Here is a 26,993-nt window from a genome sequence, read left to right on the forward strand (position 1 = left end):
GGTGTCGTCAGATCGAGGCAGCACAGCCCGCGCGCCAGCCCCGCCCGAAGCCGGGAAATGGCTGGAGAGACGCCTGAATCCGCTTCAGGCTGGTTCGCCGAATGCACGATGCAACCCTTCTGCAGTGACCAGAATGCATCACTGTAGGCAGGCGCAATCGTTCCGAAAAGTGAATTTATTGCAATCGGTCGATTGCGCTACGCGCACTGATTGCCGGCGTGCCAGCGCTTACACCTTGGCTCGCATCGCCGCCTGTGCGGGATGCTCCTGGCAGAGCGCGTGAATGGTGTGCCGCAGCCATTGGTGGGCCGGGTCGGCATCCAGGCGCGGATGCCAGGCCTGCGTCAGCAGCACCGTTTCCAGCGGCGTCGGCAGGTCGAACAGCCGAATGCGCAGGCCAGCGGCCAGCGCGCTATTGGCCAGATGCCGCGGCAAGGGCAGGAGCAGATCCGAATTCTGCAGCGCGAATAGCGCCGTATACGGGCTGGGCACCACCAGGGCAACATGCCGGCGCAGCCCTTGCGCTTCCAGCGCGTCGTCGACCGGCCCGGCGGCCTTGCCGCGCCGCGACACGCTGATGTGCTCCCAGCGGGTGAGGCGCTCGGGCGTGATCTCGTCGTCGAAAATCGGATGATTGGCGCGCGCGACGCCCACGAAGGTCGTGGTGTACAGGGACTGCACGCGGATTTCCGGCCCCAGCTTGCGCGACGCGCTGATGAACAGGTCGATGCGGCCGTTGCGCAGCGCCTCTTCGTCCACGTCGTCTTCCTCTGGCGCGAAACGCAACGTCGCGCGCGGCATCTCCCTGGCCACGGCATCCAGGAGGTGGCCGAGATGGGCGCTGACGAACTCATCGGTGGCGCGGATATTGAATCGCCTGGCGAGCGATTTCAGGTCGATCTGCGTGCCGGAAGAAAAAACCTGCGAGGCCTGCGCGACCGCCGTGCGCACCGTCTCGCGCAGCGCCAGCGCCTTGGGCGTGGGCACGAGCTTGCGGCCGACCTGGACGAACACCGGATCGCCCAGCGCCTCCCGGATTCGGCTCAGGGTGCGGCTCATGGCGGGAGCGCTCAGGTGCATGCGACGCGCAGCGCCGATGACGCTGCCTTCGTCCAGCAAGGCATCCAGCGCCAGCAGCAGGTTGAGATCGGGACGCGTCATGAAAGTCCCCCGTGAGCGTTAACGTGTGTGCAATCATATTCCATATGACGCTGGGCGCATGGACCGGTTTGCCATCTGCGCCGGCATTCAGGCGGGTCGGAGCGCGGTCACCCAGGACCCAAGAAATGAGGCTCTCTCCTGTCCGCCGAAATCTTCCGCCATCGCACCGCCGAACGCGCCAAGACGCTGGACAAAGACGAATACCGCCAGAAGGCCAGCGGCGTCGGCATGCGGCGGCTGCCGGTACCGGACGGTCGCGCGAGATCACTGCGGCATGCATGAGAAGCGGTCATCGGCGGGAGGCATCGATGGGGATGAAGATCGCGACGCTAAGACCGCTTTGCTTCTCTCTGTCAGAGAAATCGAGTTGAATCTTCGCGCCAATGCGGTTCGCGATTGTCTGGACGATGGATAGTCCCAGGCCCGAGCCCTGGTGGGTGTTGCCGAGCGTGCGATAAAAGGCGTCGAATACCCGCTCCCGTTCGGCCAGGGAAATGCCGGGACCGTTATCCTCGATGCGCAGTTCGGCAAAGCCGCCGGATGCGCGAATCGAGAGATCCACGCGTCCTCGCTCCGGGGTGTAGCGGATCGCGTTATCGACCAGATTTCTGATGAGGAGGGTGAGGTCCAGCTCGCTGGTCCATATTTCGACATCTTTGGCCCCTTCCACGCCGATGTCGATGTGCTTGGCCTCGGCGAGCGGCATGAGGTCTTCAAGCACGCGTCTGAATACATGCTGGGCGGAGACCGGTACCGGGGCAGGCATCGTGCGCGACTGCGCTTTGGCCAGGGCGAGCAATTGATCGACCAGACTTCGGCCGCGTTCTATGCCCTGGCGCAGCACGGCCAGCCGTTCGCGCGCGACCTCGGACATCTCCGCTTGCGCCAGGCGCTCCGCCTGCAGCGAAAGCGCGGTCAAGGGCGAGCGCAGCTCGTGAGCGGCGTCCGCGAGAAAGCGCCGTTGTGATGTCATCGCCTGGTCGACACGCGCGAGCAGGCGGTTGATGGCCACGGCGAAGGGGCGTACCTCGACGGGCAAATGATGGTCCTGCACCGGGTGCAACGCCTGTTCTTCCCGCAAATCCACCTCTTTGGATAGCGTTGCGATGGGGCGGAACATTTTCCGGATCAGATCGCCGACGATCAGCAGGAGCACGGGTACCAGGATCAAGAAGGGCATCACCGTGCGCAGCGCGCCATCGCGGGCGATTTCGTTGCGGAAATCTGCTTCCTGCGACACGGCAAAGCGTTCGCCCGAGGCGAATGTCTTGATCATCACACGGAAGGACTCTCCGTCCAGTTCAAGGGTGTGCAGTCCATCCGCCAGGTTGGCCGGGATCGGGAGTGTTCCGGCGCCTGCCGCAACGGGCGTCGACGGTGGGGAATCTCCCAGCCGCTGAACGGTCACGCGGGCATCTTCATTGCTCTCGTCGAGCGCAGCGTTGGCGGGGGAGGCAACGAGATGCTGCCGATCCATGAGGTGGGCGATCTGCCGCAACAGATCATCCTGTAGTTCATGTGCTTCGTTCAAAGCCGAGGCGAACGAGAAGACGCCCGCCACCAGTGCCGCCAAGAGAATCGATAGCGACAGTGTGAACGAGAGCTTGAGCTGGACTGACTCGTTCAGGCGCCTTTTGAGACCATCCATCCAACCCCCCTGACATTCTTTATGATTTCGCTCCCGAGCTTGCGCCTAAGTGCATGGATCAGGTATTCAACAGCGTTGCTTTCGACTTCTTCGCCCCAGCCATATATGCGATCTTCCAGTTCGCTGCGCGAGAGAATGGCTCCTGGCCGGACCAGCAGGGCTTGCAGCAATGAGAGTTCGCGGTTGGAGAGTTGCTGGGCGGCGCCGTCCTTGGCCCAAGCCTCTTTGGTGGCCAGATCCAGGGAAACCAGGCCGTTGCTCATTACCGGTGCCGAAGATCCGGCTTTGCGGCGTATCACCGCGCGCATCCGGGCTTGAAGCTCCGCCATCTCAAAGGGTTTAAGCAGATAGTCGTCGGCCCCGCCGTCCAGACCGCGCAGCCGGTCGTCAAGACCGTCACGCGCGGTGATGATGATCAGGGGTACGTCATTGTTCCTGGCGCGAAGATCGCTCAATATCTGCAGCCCATCCTTGCCCGGCAGGCCCAGGTCCAGCAGCAGCAGATCGTAATGCTGGCAGTCCAGCGTTGTCAGCACACGTAGCCCATCCTGCACCCAATCGACCGCATAAGCGGCGTCCTTCAACGCGCTTTGGATCGCTCCACCAATCATGAGGTCGTCTTCGACGAGCAGGATCCGCATAGATTCTCCAGACGGTTCGGTGAGCCGCTCAAGGCAGCATTGACCGCAGCACCCTGTCCTTGAGCACGAAGTGGTGGTAGAGGGCGGCCACTGCATGGCCCCCCGCCAACCAGATGATGGCATCGCCCAGGAAGGCGTGAACGTCGCCCCAATCGGCCAAGCCGAGGATGGGCAACGAGGTAATCCCAGGCAGTTCAGTGATGCGCAAGCCCCCCAACAATGTCAGGGGCTGGCCTTCCGAGGCCACGGTCAGAAATGCGGTCAAAGGCAATGCAAAAAGCAGGGTCCACAAGACGACGTGCGTCAATTTGGAGGCAAAGTGCAGCTTGGGTTCGAGCTTATGGTCCGGCGCTCCCGACCGCAGGGCGACCCAGAGCAGGCGCAGAAAGGTCAGCACGAAGATGCTGACTCCCAGCGTTTCGTGCCAAACGATGTCCAGCCTTGCGCCCGGATCCGCGCCGGCGCGGACCAGGCGCCCGAAATCCCCCGGGCCGAGAATAAAGGCGGCAAGAATGAGGATGACCGTGAGCCAGTGAAATATCTTGCTGACCCCGTCGTAGTGGATGGTTTCAGTCGTGTTCATCTTTTTCTCCAGGCAGTTGCCGCGTCGCGTGTGTTGCGGCTCATCAGTGCGCAGCGCGGGCTGCCCGTTGTTTGAAGAGAAGAATGGCGGTCAGCATGAAAGCCAACAGCGCGGCCGAGGCCGAATAGCGATCCAGCGCCAGCCCGCCGGAACTCAAGGGTTTGTCGAGAAAGTCGCCGACCACCGCGCCCAGGGGACGAGTGAGGATGAATGCCGCCCAGAACAGCAGGGTGCGTGAGATTCTGGTGAAGTAATAACCCATGGCCACGAGCGCCAGCAAGCCGCCGAAGACCAGGGCCGCGCCGGTATAGCCCAGGCCGGCGGTGTCGGCAGTCCAATCGCCCAGCGCGGTGCCCAGGGTTTGCGAGAGCATGATCGTGAGCCAGTAGAACGCCTCCGCCTGGGGCGAGATGACCGTGTTGACAGACACCGATCCGAGCACGCGCTGCCAAGCGAAGAGCGATGCCAGCAACAATACGAGCAACAGGCTCGTCCCGCCCGCATACCCTATCCCCAACGAACGGTCGGCGAAGTCGGCCAGCGTCGTGCCGACGGTGGTCGTGGCGATGATCGTAATCCAGTAGAGCATGGGATGAAAGCGCCGGGCCTTGACTTGCGCGGCCACCGCCAACAGGAAGAGCACGGCAAAAATGCCCGTCCCGACCAGGTAACCCAGGTTCAGGGACATGGAGACCGCGTCTCCGCCGGTTTCGCCCAGGGTGGTGGCGGCAATTTTTATGAGCCAGAACCCCAATGTGACTTCGGGTACCTTGGATAGGGCGTTTTCTGTCGATGCGTTCATGGGAGTCCCTCATGTTAAGGCTGGCCGCGTCCGTTTTGCGCGCCATCGCCGTTGCGGCGATGGCTCAAGCGCGGTTACGCCGAGTCTGAGGGGACAGACTTAGCGTAGCCATAGGGATCACGCGCGTACCCGGCCCGTTGTGGAAACGGCCAGGAGCGCGCGCTACGCATCGATCTCCCGGACCTGCAGGTCATGCAGGATTCCTTCCTTCAATGCCATGAGCGTGGCGGCGTGGCGGCGCTCGATCGACGCGCCGGGCTCATCGGTTGCCAGGCTCAGGTTCAACACCATCGCCTGCCCGCCGGTTCCGTTCAAGGGCGTGGCGATGGCCACGACGCCCGGCTGCCAGGAAGCCACGCAATAACCGGCCGCCGACACCTTGGCGATCGCCTTGTCGATTTCCTGGCCGACGGGCCGCCATGATGCGCTGCGGTAGCTGCGCATGATCCGCGCCAGTAGCTCGCCACGGGCCGCGTCGTCCAGCGTGGCGAGGTAGGCCCGTCCCAGGGAGGTCAACTCGATCGGCACGCGCTGGCCGGCCACGATGGTGCGCAGCGAGGCCCTGCGGTTGTAACGAATCGATTCCAGGTAGACCATCTCGGCGCGATCGGCGCTGGCCAGACCCACATTGACGTGGTGCTTGAGCGAGACGTCGCGCATCAGCGGGGTGGCCGCCCGCAGGACCGGCGATGCCGCGCGCATCGCGTGTCCCAGGCTGAGCACGGGCGCGGCCAGCCGGTAGGCGCGGGCCCGCCGGTCATGTTCCAGGAAGCCGCTGGTCACCAGCGTCTGGGTCAGCCGGCTGACTGTCGCCGCGGACAGGCCGGTGCGTTCGGCCAGTTCGCCGTTGCCCAGCAGGTCGGTGCCGGGTTTGAAGGCGCGCAGGATTTCCAGCCCCCGCTCCAGCGAGCGGTTCTGGCTGGTCCCATCGAAACGCCGGTGCTCGCCGGCCGCGGCGCCGGATACCTGTTTCGCGTTCATGCAATTCCATTCTGTGGAAATAGGGGCGTGTCTGCGCATACTGTAGCGCCTACTGTGTCGCCATATCCAGAAAAAACCTGCTGCCGCCAGGGCAGGAGCAACCGAACACGGAGGGAGCGAGAGCATGGCCGACTATGAATTCATCACACTGCAATCCCATGAGGGCGTGGCGACGCTGACGCTGAACCGGCCCGACAAGCGCAACGCGATCAGCGATGCGATGCGCACCGAACTGATCCATGCATTGGAGACGGTGGCGCAGGACCGCGCCATCAGGGCGCTGGTGTTGACGGGGGCCGGCAAGGGATTCTGCGCCGGCGGCGACATCGCCGGCATGCAGCGCCGCATGGACGCGCCGGCCGGCGAAGTGGCGTTCAACGGGTGGTCGCGCCAGCAGCGGGTCCATCACGCGGTCAGCCTGCTGTACCACATGCCCAAGCCGACCATCGCCGCGGTCAACGGCGCGGCCGCGGGCCTGGGCGCCGACACGGCGCTGAGCTGCGATTTCGTGGTGGCATCCACGGCCGCCAGCTTTACCTGGAGCTACATCGCGCGCGGCCTGATCCCGGACGGGGGCGGCATGTATTTCCTGCCGCGCCGCGTCGGCCTGGCGCGGGCCAAGGAGCTGATCTATTCGGGACGCAAGGTGTCGGCCGATGAGGCGCTCAAGCTGGGCATCGCCGACCGCCTGGCGTCGGCCGGTGACGAACTGGCCGCGGCCCAAGGCTGGGCCGCGGAACTGGCGCAGGGCTCGGCCACCGCGTTGGCATTGAGCAAATCCATTCTCGACCAGAGTTCCGAACTGACGGCCGACCAGGTTTTCGCCATGGGCAGCCAGGCCCAGGGCATCTGCTACACCAGCAGCGAGCATCGCGAATCGGTGGCGGCGTTCCTGGACAAGATCGGGCAGGCCAAGGAGCAAGCGCGATGAGCGGCGTGTGGCAATTGCTGCGACCCCGCAGCGTGGCGGTGGTGGGCGCGTCGGCCGATCCCGCGAAGACGGCCGGGCGGCCGGTGGCCTATTTGCGCAAACACGGCTTCGAAGGGCGGATCTACCCCGTCAATCCGAAGGCTGCCGACATCGATGGCTTGCGCTGCTATCCCGATGTGCGGTCGTTGCCGGAGGCGCCCGACGTGGCGATCGTGCTGCTGGGCGCGGAACGCACCCAGCAGGCGATTCGTGAACTGGCGGCGATCGGCACGGGCGCCGCCATCGTCCTGGCCAGCGGCTACTCGGAGACCGGCGAAGAGGGCGCGCGCCGGCAACGCGAATTGCGCGAAGCGGCCGGGGCCATGCGCATCCTGGGGCCGAACACGATCGGGCTGGTCAATCTGACGGACCGGATCACGCTGTCGGCCAGCGGCGCGCTGGCGGTGGATCAATTGGTCAGCGGCGGCATCGGCCTGGTGTCGCAAAGCGGCGGGATCCTCGGCGCGCTGCTGTCGCGCGCCACCGCGCGGGGAATCGGATTCTCCAAACTGATTTCCACCAGCAATGAAGTCGATCTGGAGCTGGCGGATTTTGTCGATGCGCTGGCCGACGACCCGGCGACCCGGGTGATTGCGCTCTATGTCGAGAGCATCCGAAATCCGGCCGCGTTCCGCGTCGCGGCGCGCAAGGCGGCCCAGGCGGGCAAGCCGATCGTGGCCTTTAAGATCGGCCGCTCCGAGTCGGGCGCCCAGGCCGCGGCATCGCACACTGGGGCGCTGGCAGGCGCCGATGGCATGTATGACGCGCTGTTCGAGGATGCCGGCATCATCCGCGCACAGACGTTTTCCGACCTGCTCGATCTGCCCATGGCGCTGGCCTGCGAGCGGCCGCTGAACGGGCGCCGCATTGCAATCCTGACCTCGACAGGCGGCGCGGGCACGCTGGTGGCCGATTGCCTGGGGCTGGCCGGCTTTGACCTGCCCGCGCCCGACGCGCAGACGGGGGCGGCCCTGCGGGCGCTGCAGACGGGCGACCATGCGGCGCTGGACCGCAATCCCATCGACGTAACCCTGGCCGGGCTGCAGCCCGATCTGTTGCGCGGCGCGATCCGTATCGTCCTGGAGAGCGACGCTTATGACGCGCTGGTGGTCATCGTGGGATCTTCCGCCGTCGCCCAGCCGGAACTGATGGCCGATGCGTTGCGCGATTCGCTCGCCTTGAACGCAAAGCCCGTTCTGGCCTATATCAGTCCGCATGCGCCGCGGGCGGCCGAGGTGCTGAGCCGCTATGGCATTGCCGCCTTCCATTCGCCCGAGAGCGTCAGCGCGGCGTTGGGGGCCATGTGGCGGGTCCGCGCGCGCGGCTCGGCGGTGGCATCGGCGCCGCCGCCGGCGCCCGAACCGGTTTCATGTCCGGAACGCGGTTCATTGGATGAAGCCCGGGCCAAGGCCCTGTTCGCCCGGTTCGGCGTTCCCGGCGTGCGGGAGATCGTCGTGCGGTCGCCGGCCGAGGCGCAGCGGGCCGCCGTGCAACTGGGGCCGCGCGTGGTGTTGAAGGTGCTGTCCGGCGAGATTCTGCACAAGAGCGAGGTTGGCGGGGTGGCGGTCAACGTGGCGCCCGAAGACGCCGGGCCGCGATTGACGCAGATGGCGGCCGACGTACGGCGGCATACCGGCCAGACCCCGGAGGCTTTTCTGGTGCAGGAGATGGTGTCCGGGGCGGCCGAGGTGATCCTGGGCGTCCATCGCGATCCGCTTGGCACCGCGATCCTGCTGGGAATGGGCGGGGTGGTCGCGGAGCTGATCCGTGACACCACGCTGGTGCTGCTGCCCGAAGACGGTACGGCGTTGACGGCGGGGCAGGTCGAGGCGGCGTTGCGGCGGCTCAAGACCTGGCCATTGCTCGACGGCTATCGTGGCCGCGAGCGCGCTGATGTGCCGGCGCTGGTCGATGCGGTGCTGGCCTTCGCGCGCATGGCGCAGTCCCTGGGCGATCAGCTCGTGGAGGCGGAGATCAATCCCCTGTTCGTCAAGCCGCTGGGCCAGGGCGTGTGCGCGGCCGACGGCATCGCGATCCTCGGGCCCGGCGCAGGCGGATTCCGATAGGTGGAATTGACGGGATGGCAGGCCGAGCCGGCCTCCCTACACTTTTTCTTAGCGTCGCGACCAGACTGGCGCTGAACAACATCAGGAGACAATCCATGAAGAACAGCTGGATCAAGGCGCGCTGCGCCAAGAGCATTGCCACCGCGTTGGTCGCGGTGGGCACGGTGATGGCGTCGTCGCTGGCGCAGGCCGCCTTTCCGGAGCGGCCGCTGCGTATCGTGGTGCCGTTCACGCCGGGCGGCGGCACGGACATCGTGGCCCGCCAGTTGGCCAAGGGCCTGACCGATGTGCTGGGCCAATCCGTCATCGTCGAGAACCGGCCGGGCGGAAGCACCATCATTGGCACCGAAAACGTCGCCAAGAGCCCCGCGGATGGTTATTCGCTGTTGATGGCCACCTTCGCGCACGCGGTGAACCCCGCCATCCACAGGAAGTTGCCCTATGACACGGACAAGGCCTTCGCGCCGGTCGCGCTGATCGGCAAGTCGCCCAACGTGCTGGTGGTGTCGACGAAATCGAAGTTCAACAGTGTGCAGGACATTCTTGCGTACGCCCGCGCCCATCCGGGCAGGCTGACCTTCGGGTCTTACGGCAATGGCACGTCCGCGCATCTGGCCGGCGAAATGTTCAAGAGCCTGGGACATGTGGATATCCTGCATGTGCCCTACAAGGGCGCCGGCCCCGGGATCAACGACTTGATGGGCGGGCAGATCGACATGATCTTCTCGACCTCGGCCAGCGTCAGCGGCCAGATCAAGAACGGCCAGCTGCGCGCGCTGGCGGTGACGACGAAGGAGCGCTCGCCGTCCTACCCCGGCGTGCCCACCGTGGCCGAGTCCGGCGTGCCAGGCTATTTCGTCGACAGTTGGTATGGCGTGTTCGTGCCGCAGGGCACCCCCAAGGATGTCATCGACAAGTTGAACAGCGCCATCAAGAAGGTGTCGGCCAATGCGGAATTCCAAACGGCACTGAAGCTGGAGGGTCTGGTGGCCGATGTGGGCACGCCCGAGGCGCTGGGCGATTACGTCAAGGAAGAAGAGGCGCGCTGGACCAAGATTGTCCAGCAGGCGGGTATCACCGACAAGCCTTAGCCGCCCACGCCGCCGGCCCCGGGGGCCGCGCGGCGCCCGGCGCCTGCGGGCCTGCCGCAACGGCAGCCCGCCAGGCTGGGGTCACTCGGCCCTGACGTTTCCGGTCTTGATGACCGACGCCCATTTCCCGGTGTCCCGGCGCACCAGTTCGCGGAAGGCTTCGGGCGATGAGGGGCTGGGCTCGATCCCCAGGCTGGCGAGGCTGGCGACCAGCGCCGCCGACTGCAGGCTGTTGCGCACGGCCTGGTTCAACCTGCCGACCACTTCCGCCGGCGTCCCCTTCGGGGCGAACATGCCGTACCAATTGCTGGCTTCGACGTTTGGAATGCCCTGTTCGGCCAGGGTGGGCACATCGGGCAGCGATTTCAGCCGCGCTGGCGCGGCGACCCCGAGCGCCACGAGCTGGCCGTCCTTGATGAAGGGCATCAGGCCCGAGACGTCGCCGAAGAAGGCTTCCACGTGGCCGCCGATCGTATCGGCGATGGCCGGCGCGGCGCCCTTGTAGGCCACGTGCAGGAAGTCGACTTTGGTCTGGCTCTTGAATAATTCGATGGTCATGTGCGGCATGCTGCCGACGCCGGAGGAGGCCAGGGTGGCCGCTTCGCTGCGCTTGCTTGCGGCGGCGACATAGTCCGCCGCGCTCCTGGCGGCGTTTTTCGGCGAAACGACCAGGACTTCAGGTGTGTGGACGACCAGGGCGACAGGCGTCAGGTCTTCGGCCGGCTTGTACGACAGGTTGGGATAGAGCGATGGATTGATGGCGATGGCGCCGGCCGAGCTGAGGAACAGCATGCTGCCGTCGGTGGCGCCGCGCATGACGTAGTTGACCGCGATGGCGCCGTTGGCGCCCGGTTTGTTCTCGACGATGACGGTCGTCTTGAGTTCTGTCTCCAGTTCCTTGGCCAGGATGCGAGCCTGCGAGTCGGCCGGCCCGCCGGGCGGGAAGGCGACGACCAGCCGCGTGGGCGGGGTCGCATGGCTGACGCTGGTCAGGGAAAATGCGGCGAGCAGGGCGCCCGCCAGGAGGGTGCTGGCGATGGTGGGTTTCATGATGGGTATTCTCCTTGCGCGGCGCGGTCAACCGCCAGGCGCGCCTTGCGTGTTGACGTAGAGCGAATAGATGGAGGTGCAGGAAGCCATGAACAGCCGGTTGCGGTGCGTTCCGCCGAAGCACAGGTTGGCGCAGCGCTCCGGCAGCGCGATATGGCCGATGGCGTCGCCGTCCGGCGTGAAGATGCGAACGCCGTCGAGTTCTTCGGTACCCATGCCCCAGCCGCACCACAGGTTGCCGTCGACGTCCACGCGAAAGCCGTCCGGCGTGCCCGGTCCCGCGTTCATCAGCACTTCGGCATGCGACAGCGATGCGCCATCGTCCTGTACCCGGAAAACCAGAAAGTTGCGCGGTCGGGCGCGTGATTCCACGACATACAGCAGCTTTTCGTCGGGCGAGAAGGCCAGGCCGTTGGGGCCGTTGACGCCTTCGGCCACGACGCTCAGTTGTCCCGACACGCCATCGATCCGATAGATATTGGCCGGCAGTTCCTGGCGCGCGGGCTCGCCCTGGTAGTGGCCGACAATGCCGAACGGCGGATCGGTGAACCAGATTGAACCGTCCGACTTCACCACGACGTCGTTGGGCGAATTCAGGGGCCGGCCGGCGTGGCTGGCGGCCAGGACGGTGATGCGTCCGTCGTGCTCCGTCCGGGTGACTCGCCGCGTGCGATGTTCGCAGGTGATCAGCCGGCCCTGGCGGTCGCGGGTGTTGCCGTTGGCATGGTTGGAGGGCGAGCGGAAGGCGTGGACGGCGCCGGTGATTTCATCCCAGCGCAGAATGCGGTCGTTGGGAATGTCGCTCCACAGCAGGTAACGGCCGTCGCCGAACCACACGGGCCCTTCGGCCCAGCGGCTGCCGCTGGCCAGGCGTTCGACCGCCGCCGATAGCAGGTGGTACTTTTCGAAGGCCGGCGCCAATACGCGGATGGCGGGGTCGGGATAGCGTTGCGAGGGTTGCCACATGGGGCCTCCGCGGAAAGAGAGTTGGAATCAGCCGTAGAGGCGGCCGGGGTTGTCATGCAGGATCGCGGTGAGCGTTGCCGGGTCGGCGTCGCAGGCCTGGCGCAGCAACGCCAGCAGGCGCGGCACGCTGGGCTGGGGATAGCGGATGTTGACGTGCGGCCAGTCGCTGCCCCAGATGGCGCGGCCGGGGAATGCCTGCATCAGGCGCGTCATCAGGGGCAGGGCGGCCTGGTAATGACTGGCGCCGCCGGTGACGCGGTCGGCGCCCGAGAGCTTTATCCAGACGTCCGGACAGTCCGCCAGTGCCAGTAGCGGCGCCAGGGCGGCCGCGTCCGATAGCGGCGCTCTGGCCATGTGGTCGATCACCAGGGGCACGCCGTGCCGCAGCAATGCCGGGACGCTATTCAGCACGTCCGGCATCTCGGCATGCACCAGCGCGTGCCAGCCGTATGGCCGGATGCGTTCCAGCAATGCGCCCATCCTGCCGATGTCCGGCTTGCCCGCCAGATGCTTCATCATGCCCAGGCGGATGCCGCGCACCCCCGCCTGATGCATGTGCGCGAGCGTCTCCGGCGGGGTTTGCGCGTCGATCAGCGCGATGCCCCGGTACGCGCCGCCGCTGGCGCGCAAGGCCGCCAGCAGGGCGCGATGATCCGCGCCGTAGGGCGTGGCCTGCACGATTACGCCGCGCGTGATGCCGGCCGCGGCGTGCAGGGCGGCGAGCGCCGGGAATGGGGCTTGCGCAGGCGTGTAGGTGGCATCGTCCGCGAGCGGATAATCCTCCCAGGGGCCAAAGATGTGGGTATGGCAGTCCCAGACGACAGGGTCCATGTGCATGGCGGGTTTCGCTTCAGTTGGAGGTGGCGCCGGTTTCTTTGATGGTTGCGCTCCAGCGGCGGTACTCCGACTTGATCAGCGCGCCGTATTGCGCGGGCGTGCCGGGGGTGGGTTCCGCGCCCTGGGCATCGAGGCTGGCCTTCAGGCTGGCATCCTTGAGCGCGTCGTTGACGGCCTGGTTGAGCCGGGCGGTCACCTCGGGCGCCATGCCGGCGGGGCCGACAATGCCTTGCCAGGTGCCGGAATCGAAGCCCGGGGCCACCGTCTCGGCCAGGGTCGGTACGTTTGGCAGGGCCGAGACGCGCTGCGCGGTCGTGACCGCCAGGGCTTTGAGTTTGCCCTCCCTGACATAGGGCAGGAAGGCGTTGAGGCTGCCCGACATCATGAATTGGATCCTGCCTGACAGCAGGTCGGGCAGCGCCGCCGCGTTGCCCTTGTAGGGCACGTGGGCGAACTCGGTGGCCGTCTGCCGGGCAAACAGCACACTGGTCAGGTGGTCGATCGTGCCGTTGCCGGATGAGCCCATATTGAGCATCCCGGGCTTTTCCTTGAGCAGCTTGACGAAGCCCGCGGCGGTATCGGCGGGAACTTCGGGATTGACGATGAGCACCAGCGGCACGTTGGCGACCGAGGCGACCGGCGTGAAGATCTTGCCCGGGTTCAGTTTTTCATTGCCGAAGAGGGCGGGCGAAATGGCGATGGATGAGCTGTTGTAGAGCAGGGTGTAGCCATCGGCCGGCGCGTTGGCGACCATCTCGGCGGCGATGTTGCCGCCGGCGCCCGGCTTGTTTTCGACCACGACCTGCTGGCCCAGGTCGTCGCCAAGGCGTTTGGCCACCAGGCGCGCCAGCACATCGGTGGGGCCGCCGGGCGAAAACGCGACGATCAGCCGGATCGGCTTTTCCGGGAACGTGGCCGCCGACACGGGGGCGCCGGTCAGGGCCAGGAACGTTGCTGCGGTCAGGGCGCCCAGAAGGCGCCGGCGCGGTTTACCGGAAAGCGGCGGGAATTGATGCATGGTGTCTCCTTGGAGACGCTGGGCGCGTCTCTCTTTTCTGGGAAAGAACGGGGGGTCAGTCGCAGCGCACGCTCATGCCGCCGTCGACAATGATTTCGGTGCCGGTCACAAAGCGGGCCTCGTCCGAGGCGAGAAAGAGCGCGGCATTCGCGGTATCGGTGCCGTCGCCCATGAAGCCCAGCGGAATGCGGGCCTGGCGCTGGGCCAGCAAGGCGTCTACGTCGCCGCCCGCGCGCTGGCCGGCCAACCGGGCTTCGACCATGGGGGTATGCATCTGCCCGGGCACCACGGTGTTCACGCGGATGTTGTGTTTGGCATATTCCACGGCGACCACGCGCGATAGCTGAATGATGCCGGCCTTGGCGGATGCATAGCCGACCTGGGCCGCGCCCGTCCAGCGGATGCCCGAGGTGGACGCCGTATTCACGATCGCGCCGCCGCCATGGCGCTGCATGACGGGAATCACATGCTTGCAGGCCAGGAAGACACTCTTCAGGTTGAAGTCCATCTGCGCGTCCCAATCGGCCTCGGACAGATCCACCGGGCCGCCGCGGCGCGATCCGCCTACGTTGTTGACCAGGATATCGACGCGCCCGTAGCGCTCGACACACGCCTGCACCATGGCCTCGACGTCCGCGCCGAGCGTTGCGTCGCCGGTCCAGGCGGTGATGTCGCCGCCCGCGGCCCGGGCGCGCGCAAGCGTTTCGTCCATGGCCTGCGCGCTCTTGTCCACGGCGAAGACCTTGGCGCCTTCCTGGGCAAAGCGCACCGCCACGGCGCGGCCATTGCCCCAACCCGGGCCGACGCAGCCGGCGCCGGTGACGATCGCGACTTTTCCTTCCAGTCGTTTTTGCATGTGCTTCTCTCTTGAGTGATGTGATCGGGACCCGTCAATCGCCGCCGCTATCGGCGGCCGCCAGCTCGCGCGGTTCGCCCTCGGGCGGCTCGATCTCGAACACGTTCAGGGTCATGGATATCAGGGTGTAGTACCCGGCCAGGGCCACCAGATCGATGACGCCATTGCGCCCGAACATGGCCTCGGCGCGGCGGTACAGCGCGTCGGGAACGCGGCGTGTCCGGTGCAGTACGGTCAGGAACTCGTGGACCAAGGCTTCGTCCGCGTGTTCGAAGGCAATGTCCCGGCCATCGCGCAGGGCGTCGATGACTGCCGGCGCCACGCCCGCCTGCAAGGCAATGGCCTTGTGCGCCCACCACTCGAACTCCGAGCCCCACCAGCGCGCCAGGACCAGGATGCCCAGTTCGGACAGGCGCGGCGGCAGCGAGCTGTCGTAGCGGCAGAACTGCCCCAGCGCCTGGGCGGGCTCGGCCATGGCGGGGCGATGCAGCCAGACGGCGAGGGGTCCGCGCACGCGGCCGCGCGGGCCGGAGGCGATGACCGCATGGATGCGTTGTTGTTCCGCGGTCATCTCCTGGACCTGCGGCGGGTGGATTCGGGCCATCGTGATTCCTGTGTTACGCGGGCTTGGTGCCTGGCTTGCTTGTTCGGTGGGGCGATTCTGCTTATTCTCGGTAATAGCCGTCCAATACGTTTTTCGGATGTCAGTAATTCGATTACGGAATTACGCTTCTTGGTATCGTCCGCTACCCCCTCCCTGTTCGAGCTTTCCCCATGGATCAGAAATCGATGCGCATGTTTCTCGCGTTGGCCGAAGAGCTGCACTTCGGGCGCGCGGCGGCACGTCTTTTCATCTCCCAGCCGCCGCTGACCAAGGCCATCCAGCAGTTGGAGGAGCGCCTTGGCGTCACGCTGTTCGACCGCAACAAAAGAAGCGTGAGGCTGACGGTGGCCGGCGCCGCGATGGTCCAGGAGGCGCGCAGGCTGCTGGCGCAGACGGAACTGTCGATTCGCGCCGTGCAGCGCGCCGAACGCGGCGATGCGGGGCGCCTGCGCATCGGCTTTGTCGCCGCGGTGCTGTTCATGGACATACGCGAAGTCATCCTCGGGCTGGAGCGCGACCTGCCCGGTCTGGAAAGTGTCTGGGAGGAAATGGGTTCGTCCGAGCAACTGCAGGCGCTGGCGCAGGATCGCATCGACATTGGATTTGCCCAGGTGTCGCAAGGCGTGGGCGAGATGCGGTCGATTCCGGTGGGGCGCGTCGACCTGGTCATCGCGCTGGAGCAGGGGCATCGGCTTGCCCGCCGGCGGCGGGTGCGGCTGCAGGACTTGGCCGAGGACGCCTTCGTGGCCATCCCGCGCCACAGCGGGCCGAGTTTTCACGACCTGACGATCGCGGCCTGCATGCAGGCGGGATTCAGCCCGCGCATCATGCACTACGCCAAGCACCTGGTGTCGGTGGTGAGCCTGGTGGCGATGGGGCGCGGCGTGTCGCTGGTGCCCCGGTCGTTCGCGCGCGCGGGGGTGCCGGGTGTCGTGTTCAAGGATATCGACGCAATGGTGGTGGAGGCGGAGTATTCCGCCGTATGGAATCCCGCCAACACCCTGCCCCTGCTGCCGCATGTGTTGAGCCTGCTGGGCGATAAGTGCTAGGCGCGGCGGATGCGCCGCGCAGCGCATTTCCATTGGATGGAACGCCAGGATTGCCCGGCGGGGCGCGGCCTCCTAGACTCGGACGCGCCGGCCTGACAGGCGGGCAGTCCCTGGATATCGACAATTTTCACGAAGCCGCGCCATGCATGCCATCGAAACCCTGAGCGCTTTTGCGCAGCAATTCCAGCAACGTCCCCTTTCCGACGAAGTCGTCCGGCACGCCAAGCGGGCGCTGATCGACTGGTATGCGGCCGCCTATCCTGGGGCCGCGGACCGGGCCGTCGGGATCCTGCGTGCGGTGCTGCTGGACGAGCCGGCCGCGGATGCCGCCGGCCTCGTCGGCGGCGGATCGGCCACCGCGCGCGCGGCGGCGCTGATCAATGGCGCGGCCGCGCACGCGGCGGAGCTGGACGACAGCTATCGTGACGCCATGTACCACCCCGGCGCGGCAACGATCGCCGCGGCGCTTGCCGCCTGCCAGGAGCAGGAGATGAGCGGCGCGCGGCTGCTCAGGGCCATCGTGACCGGCTACGAAGTGTCCACGCGCATCGGTGTCGTGCTGGGGCGGGCGCACTATCGCTACTGGCACAGCACGGGTACCGTCGGCACGTTCGGGGCCGCCGCGGCGGCGGGTTCGGCATACGGGCTGGACCGGGCGCAGTTCGCGCATGCGCTGGGCACGGCCGCCACCTTCGCAGCCGGCCTGCAGCAGGCATTCCGCAGCGATTCGATGTCCAAGCCCTTGCATGCGGGACGCGCGGCGGAGGCGGGCGTGCTGGCCGCCAAAGCCGCGCGCCGCGGCCTGACCGGGGCGATGGATATGCTGGACGGGGAGGATGGCCTGGGCCGGGCCATGAGCAACGCGCCCGCCTGGGACGACATCGGCGATACCCTGGGGAAGGATTTCCATATCACCCGCCTGACCTTCAAGAACCACGTGGGATGCGGCCACACCTTCGCGGCGATCGATGCGGCGCTGGCGTTGCGAGAACGCGCCGGATTCGATTGGCGGGCCATCCGGCGTATCCATGTCCACACGTATCGTCCGGCGCTGGATATCGCCTGCTACGGCATGCCCGCCTCGGCGGGCGAAGCGCGCTTCAGCTTGCGCTACGTGGTGGCGCACGCCTTGCGGTACGGCAGCGTGCGCCTGGACGCGTACCGCGACGAGCGCGTCAACGATCCGGAGATCCGCGCGCTGATCGCGCTGATGGATGTGTCCACGGACCCGGATATCGATGCCGCCTTTCCCGCCAGCCGGTCCGCGCGCGTGGAGATCGAATCGGTCGCGGGCGAAAGGCATGTCCACTTTCAGCGCGACCGCAAGGGCGACCCCGAGGCTCCCCTGAGCGATGCGGAACTGAACGATAAATTCATGGAGCTCGTCGCGCCGCATCTGGGAGTGCCGGCGGCGCGCGCGCGGCTGGACGATCTGTGGCGCGTCGAGCAGCGCCCGGACCTGCGGGCAATGACGTAGTCCGGCATATAACTGTCGGTCGAAAACGGTATTGGACCGTCTCGACGCCACGCAGCTAGAGTGCCTGTACGGACGCGACAGACGTCCCGCGCGCGCCGCGCCTGCTCAGTGACGCAGGTGCGTGAGCCCGCCGAATGAACTCGACCTGTGGCTGGAGACACCATGACATTCCATCAACGACGCGCCATGCTCGGCGCGAGCCTGTCCGTGGCCGCGCTGGCCATGCTTGGCCCCAATGCGTGGGCCGACGCACCCTATCCCAAGAAGAAAGCGATCACCATGGTCGTGCCCTACACGCCGGGCGGTTCCATCGATACGATGGCGCGCCTGGTGGCCGAACAATTGCAGACCGGGTTGGGCCAGAGCATCATCGTGGAGAACCGCGCGGGGGCGTCGGGGTTCATTGGATCGGAATACGTGGCGCGTTCGGCGCCAGACGGCTACACGCTGCTTTTCAATGCGTCCAGCCAGGTGGAGATGCCGCTGGTCATGGGACGCGCCACTTATGACGCGGAAAAGGATTTCACGCCGATCGCGCAGGTGGGGCATGTGCCTTTGCTGGTCGTGACCGATCCTGCCATTCCCGTCAGGAACCTGCGCGAGTTCACCGCGCTGGTCAAGGCCGGGAAAGCCAAGTACACGTGGGCGACCTCGGGCTATGGCACCTCCGGCCACTTGGCCGAAGAGCGTATCAGGCATGGCCTGAAGCTGGATATGGACATCATTTCCTATAAAGGCGCCGCCCCGCAACTGACGGACGTGATGGGCGGTCACGTGTCGGCTGCCGTGTCGCCCATGCCGGGCGTCTATCCCCACGTCAAGTCCGGCAAGCTGCGTCCGATTGCCGTGACGAGCGCCCAGCGCCTGCCGCAATTGCCGGACGTGCCGACCGTGGCGGAAAGCGGTCTGCCCGGGTTCGAACTGCTGTCGTGGTATGGCGTGTGGGGACCGGCCGGCATGCCGCCGGACGTGGTTCAGCGGCTGGCCGACGCGGTCGAAACCGCCAAGCAGAGCGCCGCGCTGCAACAGCGCCTGCGCGAGCTCTCTTTCGTGTCGGTGCCGTCCACGCCCGCCGGCTTTGCCGAGATGATCCGCAAGGATATCGAGAAGGTCAGGGGCATCGTCGCGGATGCGAACATCCGCGTGGCTTTCTGAGGAGCGCGGCGAATGGAACCGATCACGATGACGCTGGCGCAATGGATCAGTGGTCTGCGCCGCGACGACGTTCCCGCCGACGTGCGCGCGACCTTGCGCCTGCTGGCCCTGGATACGTTCGCGTGCGCGTTGGCTGGCCGCAGCCAGCCCTGGACTCGTGCCGTGCGCGCCTGGGCTTTGGCGCCGGGTTCGATCCCGCAGGCGCCGTCGCGCATCTGGGGCGAGCCTTGCGGCCGCCTGCGCGCGGCGGACGCGGCCCTGGTGAACGGCGCGGCCGCGCATGCGTTCGAGCTGGATGATTTCCATAACGCCAAAGTGCATCTGGGCGCCGTGGTGGTGCCGGCGGTATTTGCGCTGGCCGAGTCATTGAATGCCGCGCCCGAACGCATCGAGGCGGCACTCGCCGCCGGCTACGAAGTCGTTATCCGCAGTTCGCTGGCGCTCAGGCCCGGGTTGGCGCGCTTGCAGGGGTGGCACCTGACCGCGGTGTGCGGCCCGTTGGGCGCCGCTGCGGCGGCCTCGGTGCTGCTGGGCCTGGATGTGCAGCGCACGGCTTGGGCGTTGGGGCTGGCCGGCACCCAATCGGGCGGGTTGTTCGCCTTCACGGCCGATGGCGCCAGCTCCAAGCGCTTCCATCCCGGGCGCGCGGCGCAGGCCGGCGTCATGGCGGCCGAGTTGGCCAGCCTGGGACTGAGCGGTCCGACACAGTTGTTCGAGGCGCGCGACGGCGGCTGGCTGCGGGCGTTTTCGCAAGACCCGGACCCCGCGGCGCTGATCGATGGCCTGGGGAAACACTGGCACGGCGCGGAAACGAACTTCAAGCCCTATGCCTGTTGCGGCAGCGTGCATGCGCATGTGGACGCCGCGCTTGCCCTGCGGTCGCGGTGGGCGCCTGGGCGCGGCGTTCGGGTCGGCATGCCGAAGGTGGTGCTCGTGCAGTGCGGCTACGAGTATCGGCCGGGCACGGCGCTGAATGCGCAAATGAGCGGGCGCTACAGTGTGGCAGCGGCGTTGCTGGACGGCGCGGTGCTGCCCGGGCAATTCGATGACGCGCGCATGCGCGCGGCCGATGTGGTCGATCTGGCCGGGCGGCTCGAATTGGTGCATGACGAGGCGCTCGATGCGTTGTATCCGCGGAACTTCTGCGGCTGGGCGGAGGTGCAGGAAGGCGACGGCGCCTGGCTGCGCCATGCCGTGTTGAACCCGTCGGGATCGGCGGCGAACCCGGCCCGGGGCCAGGCCATTGCGCGCAAGGCCGAGCTGCTGCTCGAGCCGATCGTCGGCGCGGCCGGCGCGATGCGCCTGCGGCGGTCATTCGAGGAACTGGATGCGACGCCCTTGCGTGAACTGCTGGCGGACGGGTGTGTCGGTGAATCCGTCGCGCCAGGCGAGGCCGGCAGCCCCGGCGCCTAGGCGATCGGCGGTTCGAGGATTTCCCGCACCACGTTGGCAACCAGGTCCGAGGGCGTCTTGGGGGCCCAGATGGCGCAGATGCGCACGCGCTGCGTGACCTGGTCCAGTTCGCGATAGGTGACACCGTTGGTGGCGCCGCGTGCGAACGAACTGGGCACCACCGCCATGCCCAGTCCGAGGCCGACCATCTGGAAGATCGTCAGGGCATGGCGGGCCGTGTGCGCGATGTTGGGACTGAACCCGGCCTGCGCGCAGGCGGCGATGAAGCTGTCGAACAAGGCCGGCGCATGTTCGCGTGAAAATGCCACGAACGGCTGTTCGCGCAGTTCAGGCAAGGGGATGCTGGGACGGGCGGCCAGCGGGTGGGCGGACGGAATCGCCAGACTGAAGGCCTCGCTGAAAATCGGGCGCGAAGCCAATTCTTCGATATGCGGCTGCTCGTGGATGATGCCGATGTCGATCTTGCCCTGATGCACGGCGCGGATCTGGTCGCGCGAACCCATGTCGGTGACCGCGACGTTCACCTGCGGGAACTGCCGCCGCAGCCGTTCCAGGATGGCGGGCATGACGTGGAAGACCGCCGAGGTGGCCATGCCCAGGCGCAGTTCTCCCACGTCGCCCTTGGCCGTGCGCAGCGTGGTGTCCACCGCCGCTTGCAGGTGCGCCAGGACCGCGCGGCTTTCACGCAGGAACACATGGCCGGCGTCGGTGAGCTTGACCTCGCGCCGCGTCCGCAGGAAAAGCGCCACGCCCATCTCGTCTTCGAGCGCCTTGATCTGTTGCGACAAGGGCGGCTGCGACATGTGCAGGCGTGTTGCGGCGCGGCTGAAATTCAATTCTTCCGCCACGGTGACGAAGTAGCGCAGTTGGCGTATGTCCATTAGTTCTTGTGCCGATAACTGTTAGCCGAATTCCATATTGGATGAATTGGCGGAGAGTTCATACAGTGCGGGAGCGGCTCCGTCATCGGGGCAATGTGTCAATGCTGCCAGGAGAAAAAATTGGAACGATTGGATCAACAGTCTCGCATGGAATCGCGCGAGCCGTTGGGAAATTTCGCGTCGGTTGAGGTTTCCAGATTCTTTGTCGAGCGCCCGGGCGGAATCCGCCTGGAGGTCTACGCCCAAGGGCGCGGCGACCTGCTGGTGATGCTGCCGTCCTTGGGGCGGGGAGCGGTGGATCTGGAAGCGATCGCAACGCCGCTGGCCGCGGCCGGGTTTCGCGTGCTGCGGCCGGAGCCTCGCGGCAATGGCGCGAGCGTGGGGCCGTTGGAGGGGAAAACGCTGCATGACTGGGCGGCGGACATCGCCGCCGTGGTGGAAAGCCAGAATGCGGGGCCGGCTTTCATCGTCGGCCATGCGCATGGCAACTGGATCGCCCGGACGCTCGCGTCGGACCGCCCTGATCTGGTGCGCGCCTTGTTGCTGCTGGCCGGGTCGGCGGGGAAGGTGCCGGCGGATCATTCGGGCGTGCCGATCAGCGATGAAATCCGGGCCGTTATCGAGCGTTGCGGTGACACATCGCTTTCCGATGCGGTGCGGCTGCAAAGCTTGCAGCAGGTCTTCTTCGCGCCGGGAAACGATGCCCGCGCCTGGCTGGACGGCTGGAATACCAGGCTGTTGACTCTGCAGACCCAGGCACAGAAGCGGACGCCGGTGGACGACTTCTTCGCCGGCGGGCGCGCGCCAATTCTGAATCTGCAGGCGGAACACGACGTCATTGCCCCGCAGCGGTTCGCGCGGGTGCTCAGCGATGCGCTGGGCGAGCGCGTCACCAACGTCACCATCCGCAATGCCGCGCACGCGTTATTGCCGGAGCAGCCCCAGGCCGTGGTGGCGGCCTTGCTCGACTACCTGGCGCGGTTCCGCTAGGCACCCGCGAGGTCCGCGGGACCGCCGGCGCCAGAGCCGGGGGCGGGTCGCGGCGCGCAGCGCGTTTGCGTGGCGGCCCGTGCGCCCCGGGTTCAGGTTCGATGGGCGTCAACGTCCGGCACCCTGGCCCCATCGAGGGAATGCGCCGTGGCGCCGAACCGCTCGGCCAGTTGCCGCGCCTGGCCGGCGGCCAGGCGCGCATTGACTTCCATGGATGTGGTCCAGAAGTACGTGCCCGCGGCCAGGCTGCCGAGCACCGACACGGCATCGACACGCCGGCCGTGCGTGTCCAGCAGGCAGCCGGTGTCGAAGTCCAGGTCGAACCCGCCCAACCCATGCGCGCGGGCGATGCCGTCCTCGCACAGTTGCCTGACCAGCGCATCCGCCGTGCTGGCCACGTCGAGCGAAAAGCTGGTGGCATTGATGACCCAGGGCGCACGCAGCTCGCCGGGGGCTGCCTGGATGACGAAGCCGTTGCGCGCGGCCTCGAAGCGGACGTCGCGGAATCCGCCATGCACGTGCAGGCGGCCCTCATGCAGCAAGGTCTGCAGCGTGAGCGCATTGCGCATCGGAAAGGTGGCGCGGCGCGCCATCCATAGGGTCCGCCAGTCGCGATGGAAGCGGTTGCGCTGCGCGTCGTCGAGCGCGTGCCAGATGTGCTCGATGCGATCGTTGGTGGCCGCGGCCACTGCCTGCCAGGGACGCGGGCCGGCCTGGGAGCGCGCGATTTCCGCGTCCAGCGCTTGCGCGGCGGGGCCCGGCACGCCCAGGATGTCGTTCGGTTCCTCGATGCCGCCTGCCTCGCGCAACGCGCGGCGCAGGCTGTCGAGCAGGCCATCGAGCGTGACGCGGCCGTCGGCCTCGGGCTCCGGCAACATGGGCAGCCGCAGGCTCTTGTTGTGGGGGCTGCGCACCGCGGGCAGCCGGCCGTTGCGCGAGACGCAATGGATGGGGCCGCGATGGCCGGACGCCTGCAGTGCCGCGATGGCGTCGATGGCGCTCAGGCTGGTGCCGATGATGCAGACCGCATCGTCCTGGCCGATCTTGCCGGTCATGCCGGCCACCGGATAAGGGCTGTTGAAATAGCCGGGCAAGGCCGCGAGGCGCGGGAACGCGACCGAGGGCAGGTTGCCGTTGCACAGCACCACGCGATCGGCCCGCAGGTGCGTGCCGCGCTCGCCCAGCACCGCCGCGCCGCCGCCAGCCTGCGGCCAGACGCCGACGACCCGTTCGGCATGGCGCGTCACCGGGATGCCGCGCGCGGCTGCCCGGGCCAGCGCGGCTTCATAGAGATCGCGCAGGTACAGGCCGAAGACCGGGCGGGGCACGAAGTCGCCCGGATCGATGCGCCGCACGCCCATGCCGGCGAGGAACGCGGGTTCGCGCTGACGCAGCCAGGCCAGGAAGCTGTCGGGATCGCGGCACACTGCCGACATGCGGCTGACCGGGATATTGAGCAGGTTGCTGGCCGCGTCGGCTTGATAGGCCGTGCCGGGCCCTACGTCGGCGGCGGGCTCGAAAAGCGCGACCGACAGCGGCGCGCCATCCGGCAGGGCATCGATCAGTTGATACAGGAAAGACACGGCGACAGAGCCGCCGCCCACGATGGCGACGCACGCGCGGGATACGTACATGCAGGACTCCTGGGAACGTTATCGGCGGTGGGGCGCGGGCGCGTCGGCGCGCCCGCGGCCAGCGGTCATTGCTTGGCGGTGCGGGTCACGGAGCGGCGTACCACCGCGCCCCATTTGTCAATTTCGCCGGCGATCACCTTGTCGGTTGCCGCAGGCGTGGTGGGCGTGGCCTTGGCGCCCAGTTTGGCCGCGCCCTCGCGCAGTTGCGGCGATGCGCCGGCTTGCTGCATGGCCATGGACATCTTCTCGATGGCTTGGGCGGGCGTGCCGGTCGGCGCGAGCAGCGCGTAGGTGGTGGCCACCGCATAGCCCGGCACGCCCTGTTCGGCCAGCGTCTTGACCTCGGGCAGGGCGGGGGCGCGCGTATCGGTCGTGACACCCAGGATGCGGATCTTGCCGCTGGCCAGCTGCGGCAGCAGGGCGGGCAGGGTATCTATCACCATGTCGATCTGCCCGCCAAGCAGGTCGGTGACGGCCGGGCCGCTGCCGCGATACGGCACGTGCAGGATGTCGGTGCCGGTGATCTGCTTGAACAATTCCCCCGCCATGTGCTGGGAACTGCCGTTGCCGGCCGAGCCCATGGTGAGCTTGCCAGGACGCGACTTGGCCAGCGCGATCAGTTCCTGCACCGTCTTGGCGGGCACGGCGTCATTGACCGCCAGCGCCATCGGCATCGTGATGGCGACGGATACGCCCTTGAAGTCCTTGACGAAACTGTAGTTCTGCTTGTCCAGCAGCGAGGCGTTGATGGCCAGGCTGCCCAGGGCGCCCATGAGCACGGTGTAGCCATCGGGCGTGGCGCGCGCCACGGCTTCGGCGCCGACCTCGCCGCCCGCGCCGGCCTTGTTTTCCACGACCACGGTTTGCTTGAGGTAGTCGCCCATCTGCTGTGCATAAAGGCGCGCGGCCACGTCGGTGGCGCCGCCAGGCGGGTAGGGCACGATCATCCGGATCGGGCGGTCGGGCCAGTCGGCGGCGTGCGCCGCGGCCAGGACGGAGCCGCTGATGGCAGCGGCGAGAAACAACAATAGGTACTTGCGCATGATGGCTTGTCTCCGATGTTTTTTTCGCCGCTGACCGCGCGGCTTGTTCTGCTTTGTGTCCTAACATATAGGAAGTGAATCCCAAATTAGGCTTAACAAGAATCTCACGCAGTGATATTCTGGTCAAGCAATGATCGATATCTCCGGGTTTTCTTGGGATTCGATTTACAAGAATCAGGATCAAAAGCGAGACGACATGGATCACAAGCAAGCGTTGGCCGGCGTGCGCGTTATCGAGGTGTGCAACGTGGCCGCCGGTCCCTACTGCGGCATGCTGTTGGCCGATATGGGCGCGGACGTCATCAAGATCGAACATCCCGAGGGCGGCGACACGCTGCGGGCCTGGCCGCCGATCAGCGAGGGCTACAGCGAGAATTTCGCTTCGCTCAACCGCAACAAGCGTTCGGTCACGCTCAACCTGAAGGACCCGGCCGATGCCGAGCTCGCGCGGCGCCTCATCGACGAGGCCGATGTACTGCTGGAGAACAACCGTCCCGGCGTGATGGAGCGGCTGGGGCTGGGCTACCCGGCGCTGTCGGCGCGCAACCCGCGGCTGATCTACTGCTCGATCTCGGCGTACGGCCAGACCGGTCCGCGCGCGCAGGAAGGCGGCTTCGACCTCACCATCCAGGCCATGAGCGGCATCATGAGCGTGACCGGCGAGCCCGGCGGCGCGCCGGTCAAATGCGGCGTGCCGCTGGCCGATTTCACCGCGGGGCTGTATGCCGCCACGTCGATCACCGCGGCGTTGCGCGTGGCCGAGCAGAGCGGCGTCGGCACGCATCTGGATGTCGCCATGCTGGGGGTCACGCTGGGCATCGCCGCTTTGCAGACCTCTGAGTATTTCGGCAGTGGCAAGGACCCGCAGAAGCTCGGTTCCGCGCATCCGCGCAATGCGCCCTACCAGGCGTTCCGTTGCCGCGACGGCTACTTCGGCATGGCGGCGGGCAACAACGCGCTGTGGCGCGCGGTCTGCGAGATCGTGGGCCATCCCGAGCTGGTGGAAGACCCGCGTTATGCCACGACGACGCTGCGCGCGCGCAACCAGGCCGAACTGCGTGAATTCCTCGAAGCCATTTTCGAGACCCGCGATGGCGACCACTGGCTGCAGCAGTTCCGGGGCCGCGGCGTGCCGTGCGCGCCCATCAACAGCTACTCGGAAGTGCTTGCCGATCCGCAGGTCGAGCATATGGAATGGGTGCGGCCGCTGGAACTGCCCAATGGCGTGCGCACCCGCACGTTCGGTGCGCCGGTGCGTATCGGCGGCGCCGCGACGCCGATACGGATGCGGCCGCCAGGGCTGGGCGAACACAGCGACGAGATCCTGGGCGCGCTGCGCGGCGCGCGCAAGGAGCCGGCATGAGCTTGGTCGATGTGCGTCATGAAGAGGGGTGCAGCCGCATTACATTGCAGCGCCCGGACAAGATGAATGCCCTGTCCGGCGAGCTGGTCGAGGCCCTGATCGCCGCGGTGGATGACGCCCATGCCTGCGAGAGCGATGCCATTGTGTTCCAGGGGCAAGGCAGGAATTTCAGCGCTGGCTTCGATTTCGGCGGTTTTGCCGAACAGAGCGAGGGCGACCTGTTGCTGCGCTTCGTGCGGCTCGAACAGCTGCTGCAGAAAGTGGCGGCGTCGCCCGCGCTCACGCTGGCGCTGGCCCATGGCAAGAATTTCGGCGCCGGCGTCGACCTGTTCGGCGCGTGCCGGCTGCGGGTGGCGGCGCCGGACGCGAGCTTTCGCATGCCGGGCCTGAAGTTCGGCCTGGTGCTGGGCACGCGGCGCTTCGCCGCGCTGGTGGGCGCGCAGACGGCGCACGACGTGCTCCTGCATACCCGCACGTTCTCGGCGCAAGCCGCGCGCGAGATGGGCTTTGCCACCCACCTGGCGCAGCCATTGGAGTGGGAGCCGGTGGCGGCCGCCGCGTTGGCGAGCGCGCGCGAGCTCGACGCGGTCACGCGCGCGCGGCTGCACGCCGCGATTGGCGGCGGCGAGCGCGACGCCGACCTGGCCGACCTGGTGCGATCGGCCGCCGCGCCCGGGCTGAAGGACCGCATACGTGCTTATCTGAATCCCTAGG

At 67.0% G+C, this 26,993-nt stretch carries 25 protein-coding genes; 10 read left to right on the forward strand and 15 right to left on the reverse strand.

All coding sequences use genetic code 11. The features are described 5' to 3' along the window. Positions 1–228: 228 nt before the first annotated feature. The 6 genes from HV701_RS06495 to HV701_RS06520 all read right to left on the reverse strand — a co-directional run bounded on the left by HV701_RS06495 (position 229) and on the right by HV701_RS06520 (position 5,816). The gene (locus tag HV701_RS06495; RefSeq protein ID WP_175132255.1) at positions 229–1,161 is read right to left on the reverse strand and encodes a LysR family transcriptional regulator; all 933 of its coding nucleotides are present in this window, start codon (positions 1,159–1,161) and stop codon (positions 229–231) included. A 289-nt stretch (positions 1,162–1,450) separates the two neighbouring features. Continuing rightward, a complete protein-coding gene (locus tag HV701_RS06500; protein WP_175132256.1) occupies positions 1,451–2,809 on the reverse strand; it encodes an ATP-binding protein in 1,359 nt (452 codons plus the stop codon). Further along, positions 2,785–3,450, reverse strand: coding sequence for a response regulator (locus HV701_RS06505; protein WP_175132257.1), 666 nt, complete (start codon positions 3,448–3,450; stop codon positions 2,785–2,787). Before HV701_RS06505 ends, HV701_RS06500 begins: the two co-directional genes overlap by 25 nt. 28 nt (positions 3,451–3,478) lie before the next feature. Further along, a complete protein-coding gene (locus HV701_RS06510; RefSeq protein WP_175132258.1) occupies positions 3,479–4,033 on the reverse strand; it encodes a cytochrome b in 555 nt (184 codons plus the stop codon). Positions 4,034–4,076: 43 nt separating this feature from the next. Beyond that, positions 4,077–4,835, reverse strand: a complete 759-nt coding sequence (locus HV701_RS06515) for a COG4705 family protein (protein ID WP_175132259.1) — start codon at positions 4,833–4,835, stop codon at positions 4,077–4,079. Positions 4,836–4,997: 162 nt separating this feature from the next. After that, entirely contained in the window at positions 4,998–5,816 is an 819-nt protein-coding gene (locus tag HV701_RS06520; protein WP_175132260.1) for an IclR family transcriptional regulator, read from the reverse strand. A gap of 124 nt (positions 5,817–5,940) precedes the next feature. Here HV701_RS06520 and HV701_RS06525 point away from each other — a divergent pair, with 124 nt between their 5' ends. From HV701_RS06525 to HV701_RS06535, 3 genes are all read left to right on the forward strand, one after another. After that, on the forward strand, positions 5,941–6,747 hold the full coding sequence (locus HV701_RS06525) for an enoyl-CoA hydratase/isomerase family protein (RefSeq protein ID WP_175132261.1): 807 nt from the start codon (positions 5,941–5,943) through the stop codon (positions 6,745–6,747). Further along, complete coding sequence (locus tag HV701_RS06530; protein WP_175132262.1) at positions 6,744–8,852, forward strand: acetate--CoA ligase family protein; 2,109 nt, start codon at positions 6,744–6,746, stop codon at positions 8,850–8,852. The genes HV701_RS06525 and HV701_RS06530 overlap by 4 nt, the downstream gene beginning before the upstream one ends. Before the next feature lie 95 nt (positions 8,853–8,947). Beyond that, entirely contained in the window at positions 8,948–9,943 is a 996-nt protein-coding gene (locus tag HV701_RS06535) for a Bug family tripartite tricarboxylate transporter substrate binding protein (RefSeq protein ID WP_175132263.1), read from the forward strand. Positions 9,944–10,024: 81 nt separating this feature from the next. Here the strand turns inward: HV701_RS06535 and HV701_RS06540 are convergent, their stop codons facing one another. The 6 genes from HV701_RS06540 to HV701_RS06565 are packed head-to-tail and all read right to left on the reverse strand — an operon-like array spanning position 10,025 to position 15,274. Further along, positions 10,025–10,993: a Bug family tripartite tricarboxylate transporter substrate binding protein gene (locus HV701_RS06540; protein WP_175132264.1), complete on the reverse strand. Its 969-nt coding sequence runs from the start codon at positions 10,991–10,993 to the stop codon at positions 10,025–10,027. A gap of 27 nt (positions 10,994–11,020) precedes the next feature. Beyond that, the gene (locus HV701_RS06545; protein ID WP_175132265.1) at positions 11,021–11,959 is read right to left on the reverse strand and encodes an SMP-30/gluconolactonase/LRE family protein; all 939 of its coding nucleotides are present in this window, start codon (positions 11,957–11,959) and stop codon (positions 11,021–11,023) included. Positions 11,960–11,986: 27 nt separating this feature from the next. Further along, entirely contained in the window at positions 11,987–12,796 is an 810-nt protein-coding gene (locus HV701_RS06550) for an amidohydrolase family protein (RefSeq protein ID WP_175132266.1), read from the reverse strand. A 13-nt stretch (positions 12,797–12,809) separates the two neighbouring features. Beyond that, positions 12,810–13,814, reverse strand: coding sequence for a Bug family tripartite tricarboxylate transporter substrate binding protein (locus tag HV701_RS06555; protein WP_175132267.1), 1,005 nt, complete (start codon positions 13,812–13,814; stop codon positions 12,810–12,812). 55 nt (positions 13,815–13,869) lie between these two features. Further along, a complete protein-coding gene (locus HV701_RS06560) occupies positions 13,870–14,670 on the reverse strand; it encodes an SDR family NAD(P)-dependent oxidoreductase (RefSeq protein ID WP_175132268.1) in 801 nt (266 codons plus the stop codon). A 34-nt stretch (positions 14,671–14,704) separates the two neighbouring features. Next, the gene (locus tag HV701_RS06565; protein WP_175132269.1) at positions 14,705–15,274 is read right to left on the reverse strand and encodes a carboxymuconolactone decarboxylase family protein; all 570 of its coding nucleotides are present in this window, start codon (positions 15,272–15,274) and stop codon (positions 14,705–14,707) included. Between the two features lie 170 nt (positions 15,275–15,444). Here HV701_RS06565 and HV701_RS06570 point away from each other — a divergent pair, with 170 nt between their 5' ends. The 4 genes from HV701_RS06570 (at position 15,445) to HV701_RS06585 (ending at position 20,368) form a co-directional block, all read left to right on the forward strand. Further along, on the forward strand, positions 15,445–16,323 hold the full coding sequence (locus HV701_RS06570; protein ID WP_175132270.1) for a LysR substrate-binding domain-containing protein: 879 nt from the start codon (positions 15,445–15,447) through the stop codon (positions 16,321–16,323). A gap of 142 nt (positions 16,324–16,465) precedes the next feature. Continuing rightward, on the forward strand, positions 16,466–17,800 hold the full coding sequence (locus tag HV701_RS06575) for an MmgE/PrpD family protein (RefSeq protein WP_175132271.1): 1,335 nt from the start codon (positions 16,466–16,468) through the stop codon (positions 17,798–17,800). 162 nt (positions 17,801–17,962) lie between these two features. Beyond that, a complete protein-coding gene (locus HV701_RS06580) occupies positions 17,963–18,955 on the forward strand; it encodes a Bug family tripartite tricarboxylate transporter substrate binding protein (RefSeq protein ID WP_175132272.1) in 993 nt (330 codons plus the stop codon). Positions 18,956–18,967: 12 nt separating this feature from the next. Then, positions 18,968–20,368, forward strand: a complete 1,401-nt coding sequence (locus tag HV701_RS06585; RefSeq protein WP_175132273.1) for an MmgE/PrpD family protein — start codon at positions 18,968–18,970, stop codon at positions 20,366–20,368. On the opposite strand, the gene HV701_RS06590 is transcribed toward HV701_RS06585, so the two are convergent. Next, positions 20,365–21,249 (reverse strand): LysR family transcriptional regulator, encoded by an 885-nt coding sequence (locus tag HV701_RS06590; protein ID WP_175132274.1) that lies wholly within the window; start codon positions 21,247–21,249, stop codon positions 20,365–20,367. The genes HV701_RS06585 and HV701_RS06590 overlap by 4 nt on opposite strands. A gap of 120 nt (positions 21,250–21,369) precedes the next feature. Between HV701_RS06590 and HV701_RS06595 the strand changes: the two genes are divergently transcribed. Further along, on the forward strand, positions 21,370–22,239 hold the full coding sequence (locus HV701_RS06595) for an alpha/beta fold hydrolase (protein ID WP_272909290.1): 870 nt from the start codon (positions 21,370–21,372) through the stop codon (positions 22,237–22,239). Between the two features lie 92 nt (positions 22,240–22,331). Here HV701_RS06595 and HV701_RS06600 read toward each other — a convergent pair whose 3' ends face one another. Together HV701_RS06600 and HV701_RS06605 are read right to left on the reverse strand one after the other, a co-directional pair. Then, positions 22,332–23,873, reverse strand: a complete 1,542-nt coding sequence (locus HV701_RS06600; RefSeq protein ID WP_175132275.1) for an FAD/NAD(P)-binding protein — start codon at positions 23,871–23,873, stop codon at positions 22,332–22,334. Positions 23,874–23,938: 65 nt separating this feature from the next. Then, on the reverse strand, positions 23,939–24,916 hold the full coding sequence (locus tag HV701_RS06605; RefSeq protein ID WP_175132276.1) for a Bug family tripartite tricarboxylate transporter substrate binding protein: 978 nt from the start codon (positions 24,914–24,916) through the stop codon (positions 23,939–23,941). A gap of 196 nt (positions 24,917–25,112) precedes the next feature. Between HV701_RS06605 and HV701_RS06610 the strand changes: the two genes are divergently transcribed. Together HV701_RS06610 and HV701_RS06615 are read left to right on the forward strand one after the other, a co-directional pair. Further along, entirely contained in the window at positions 25,113–26,279 is a 1,167-nt protein-coding gene (locus HV701_RS06610) for a CaiB/BaiF CoA transferase family protein (RefSeq protein WP_175132277.1), read from the forward strand. Next, positions 26,276–26,992 carry an enoyl-CoA hydratase/isomerase family protein gene (locus HV701_RS06615; RefSeq protein ID WP_175132278.1) on the forward strand — a complete coding sequence of 239 codons (717 nt, stop codon included), beginning with the start codon at positions 26,276–26,278 and terminating at the stop codon, positions 26,990–26,992. Before HV701_RS06610 ends, HV701_RS06615 begins: the two co-directional genes overlap by 4 nt. Position 26,993 lies beyond the last annotated feature (1 nt).

The sequence above is a fragment of the Achromobacter pulmonis genome, from assembly GCF_902859765.1.
Lineage (GTDB): Bacteria > Pseudomonadota > Gammaproteobacteria > Burkholderiales > Burkholderiaceae_B > Achromobacter > Achromobacter pulmonis.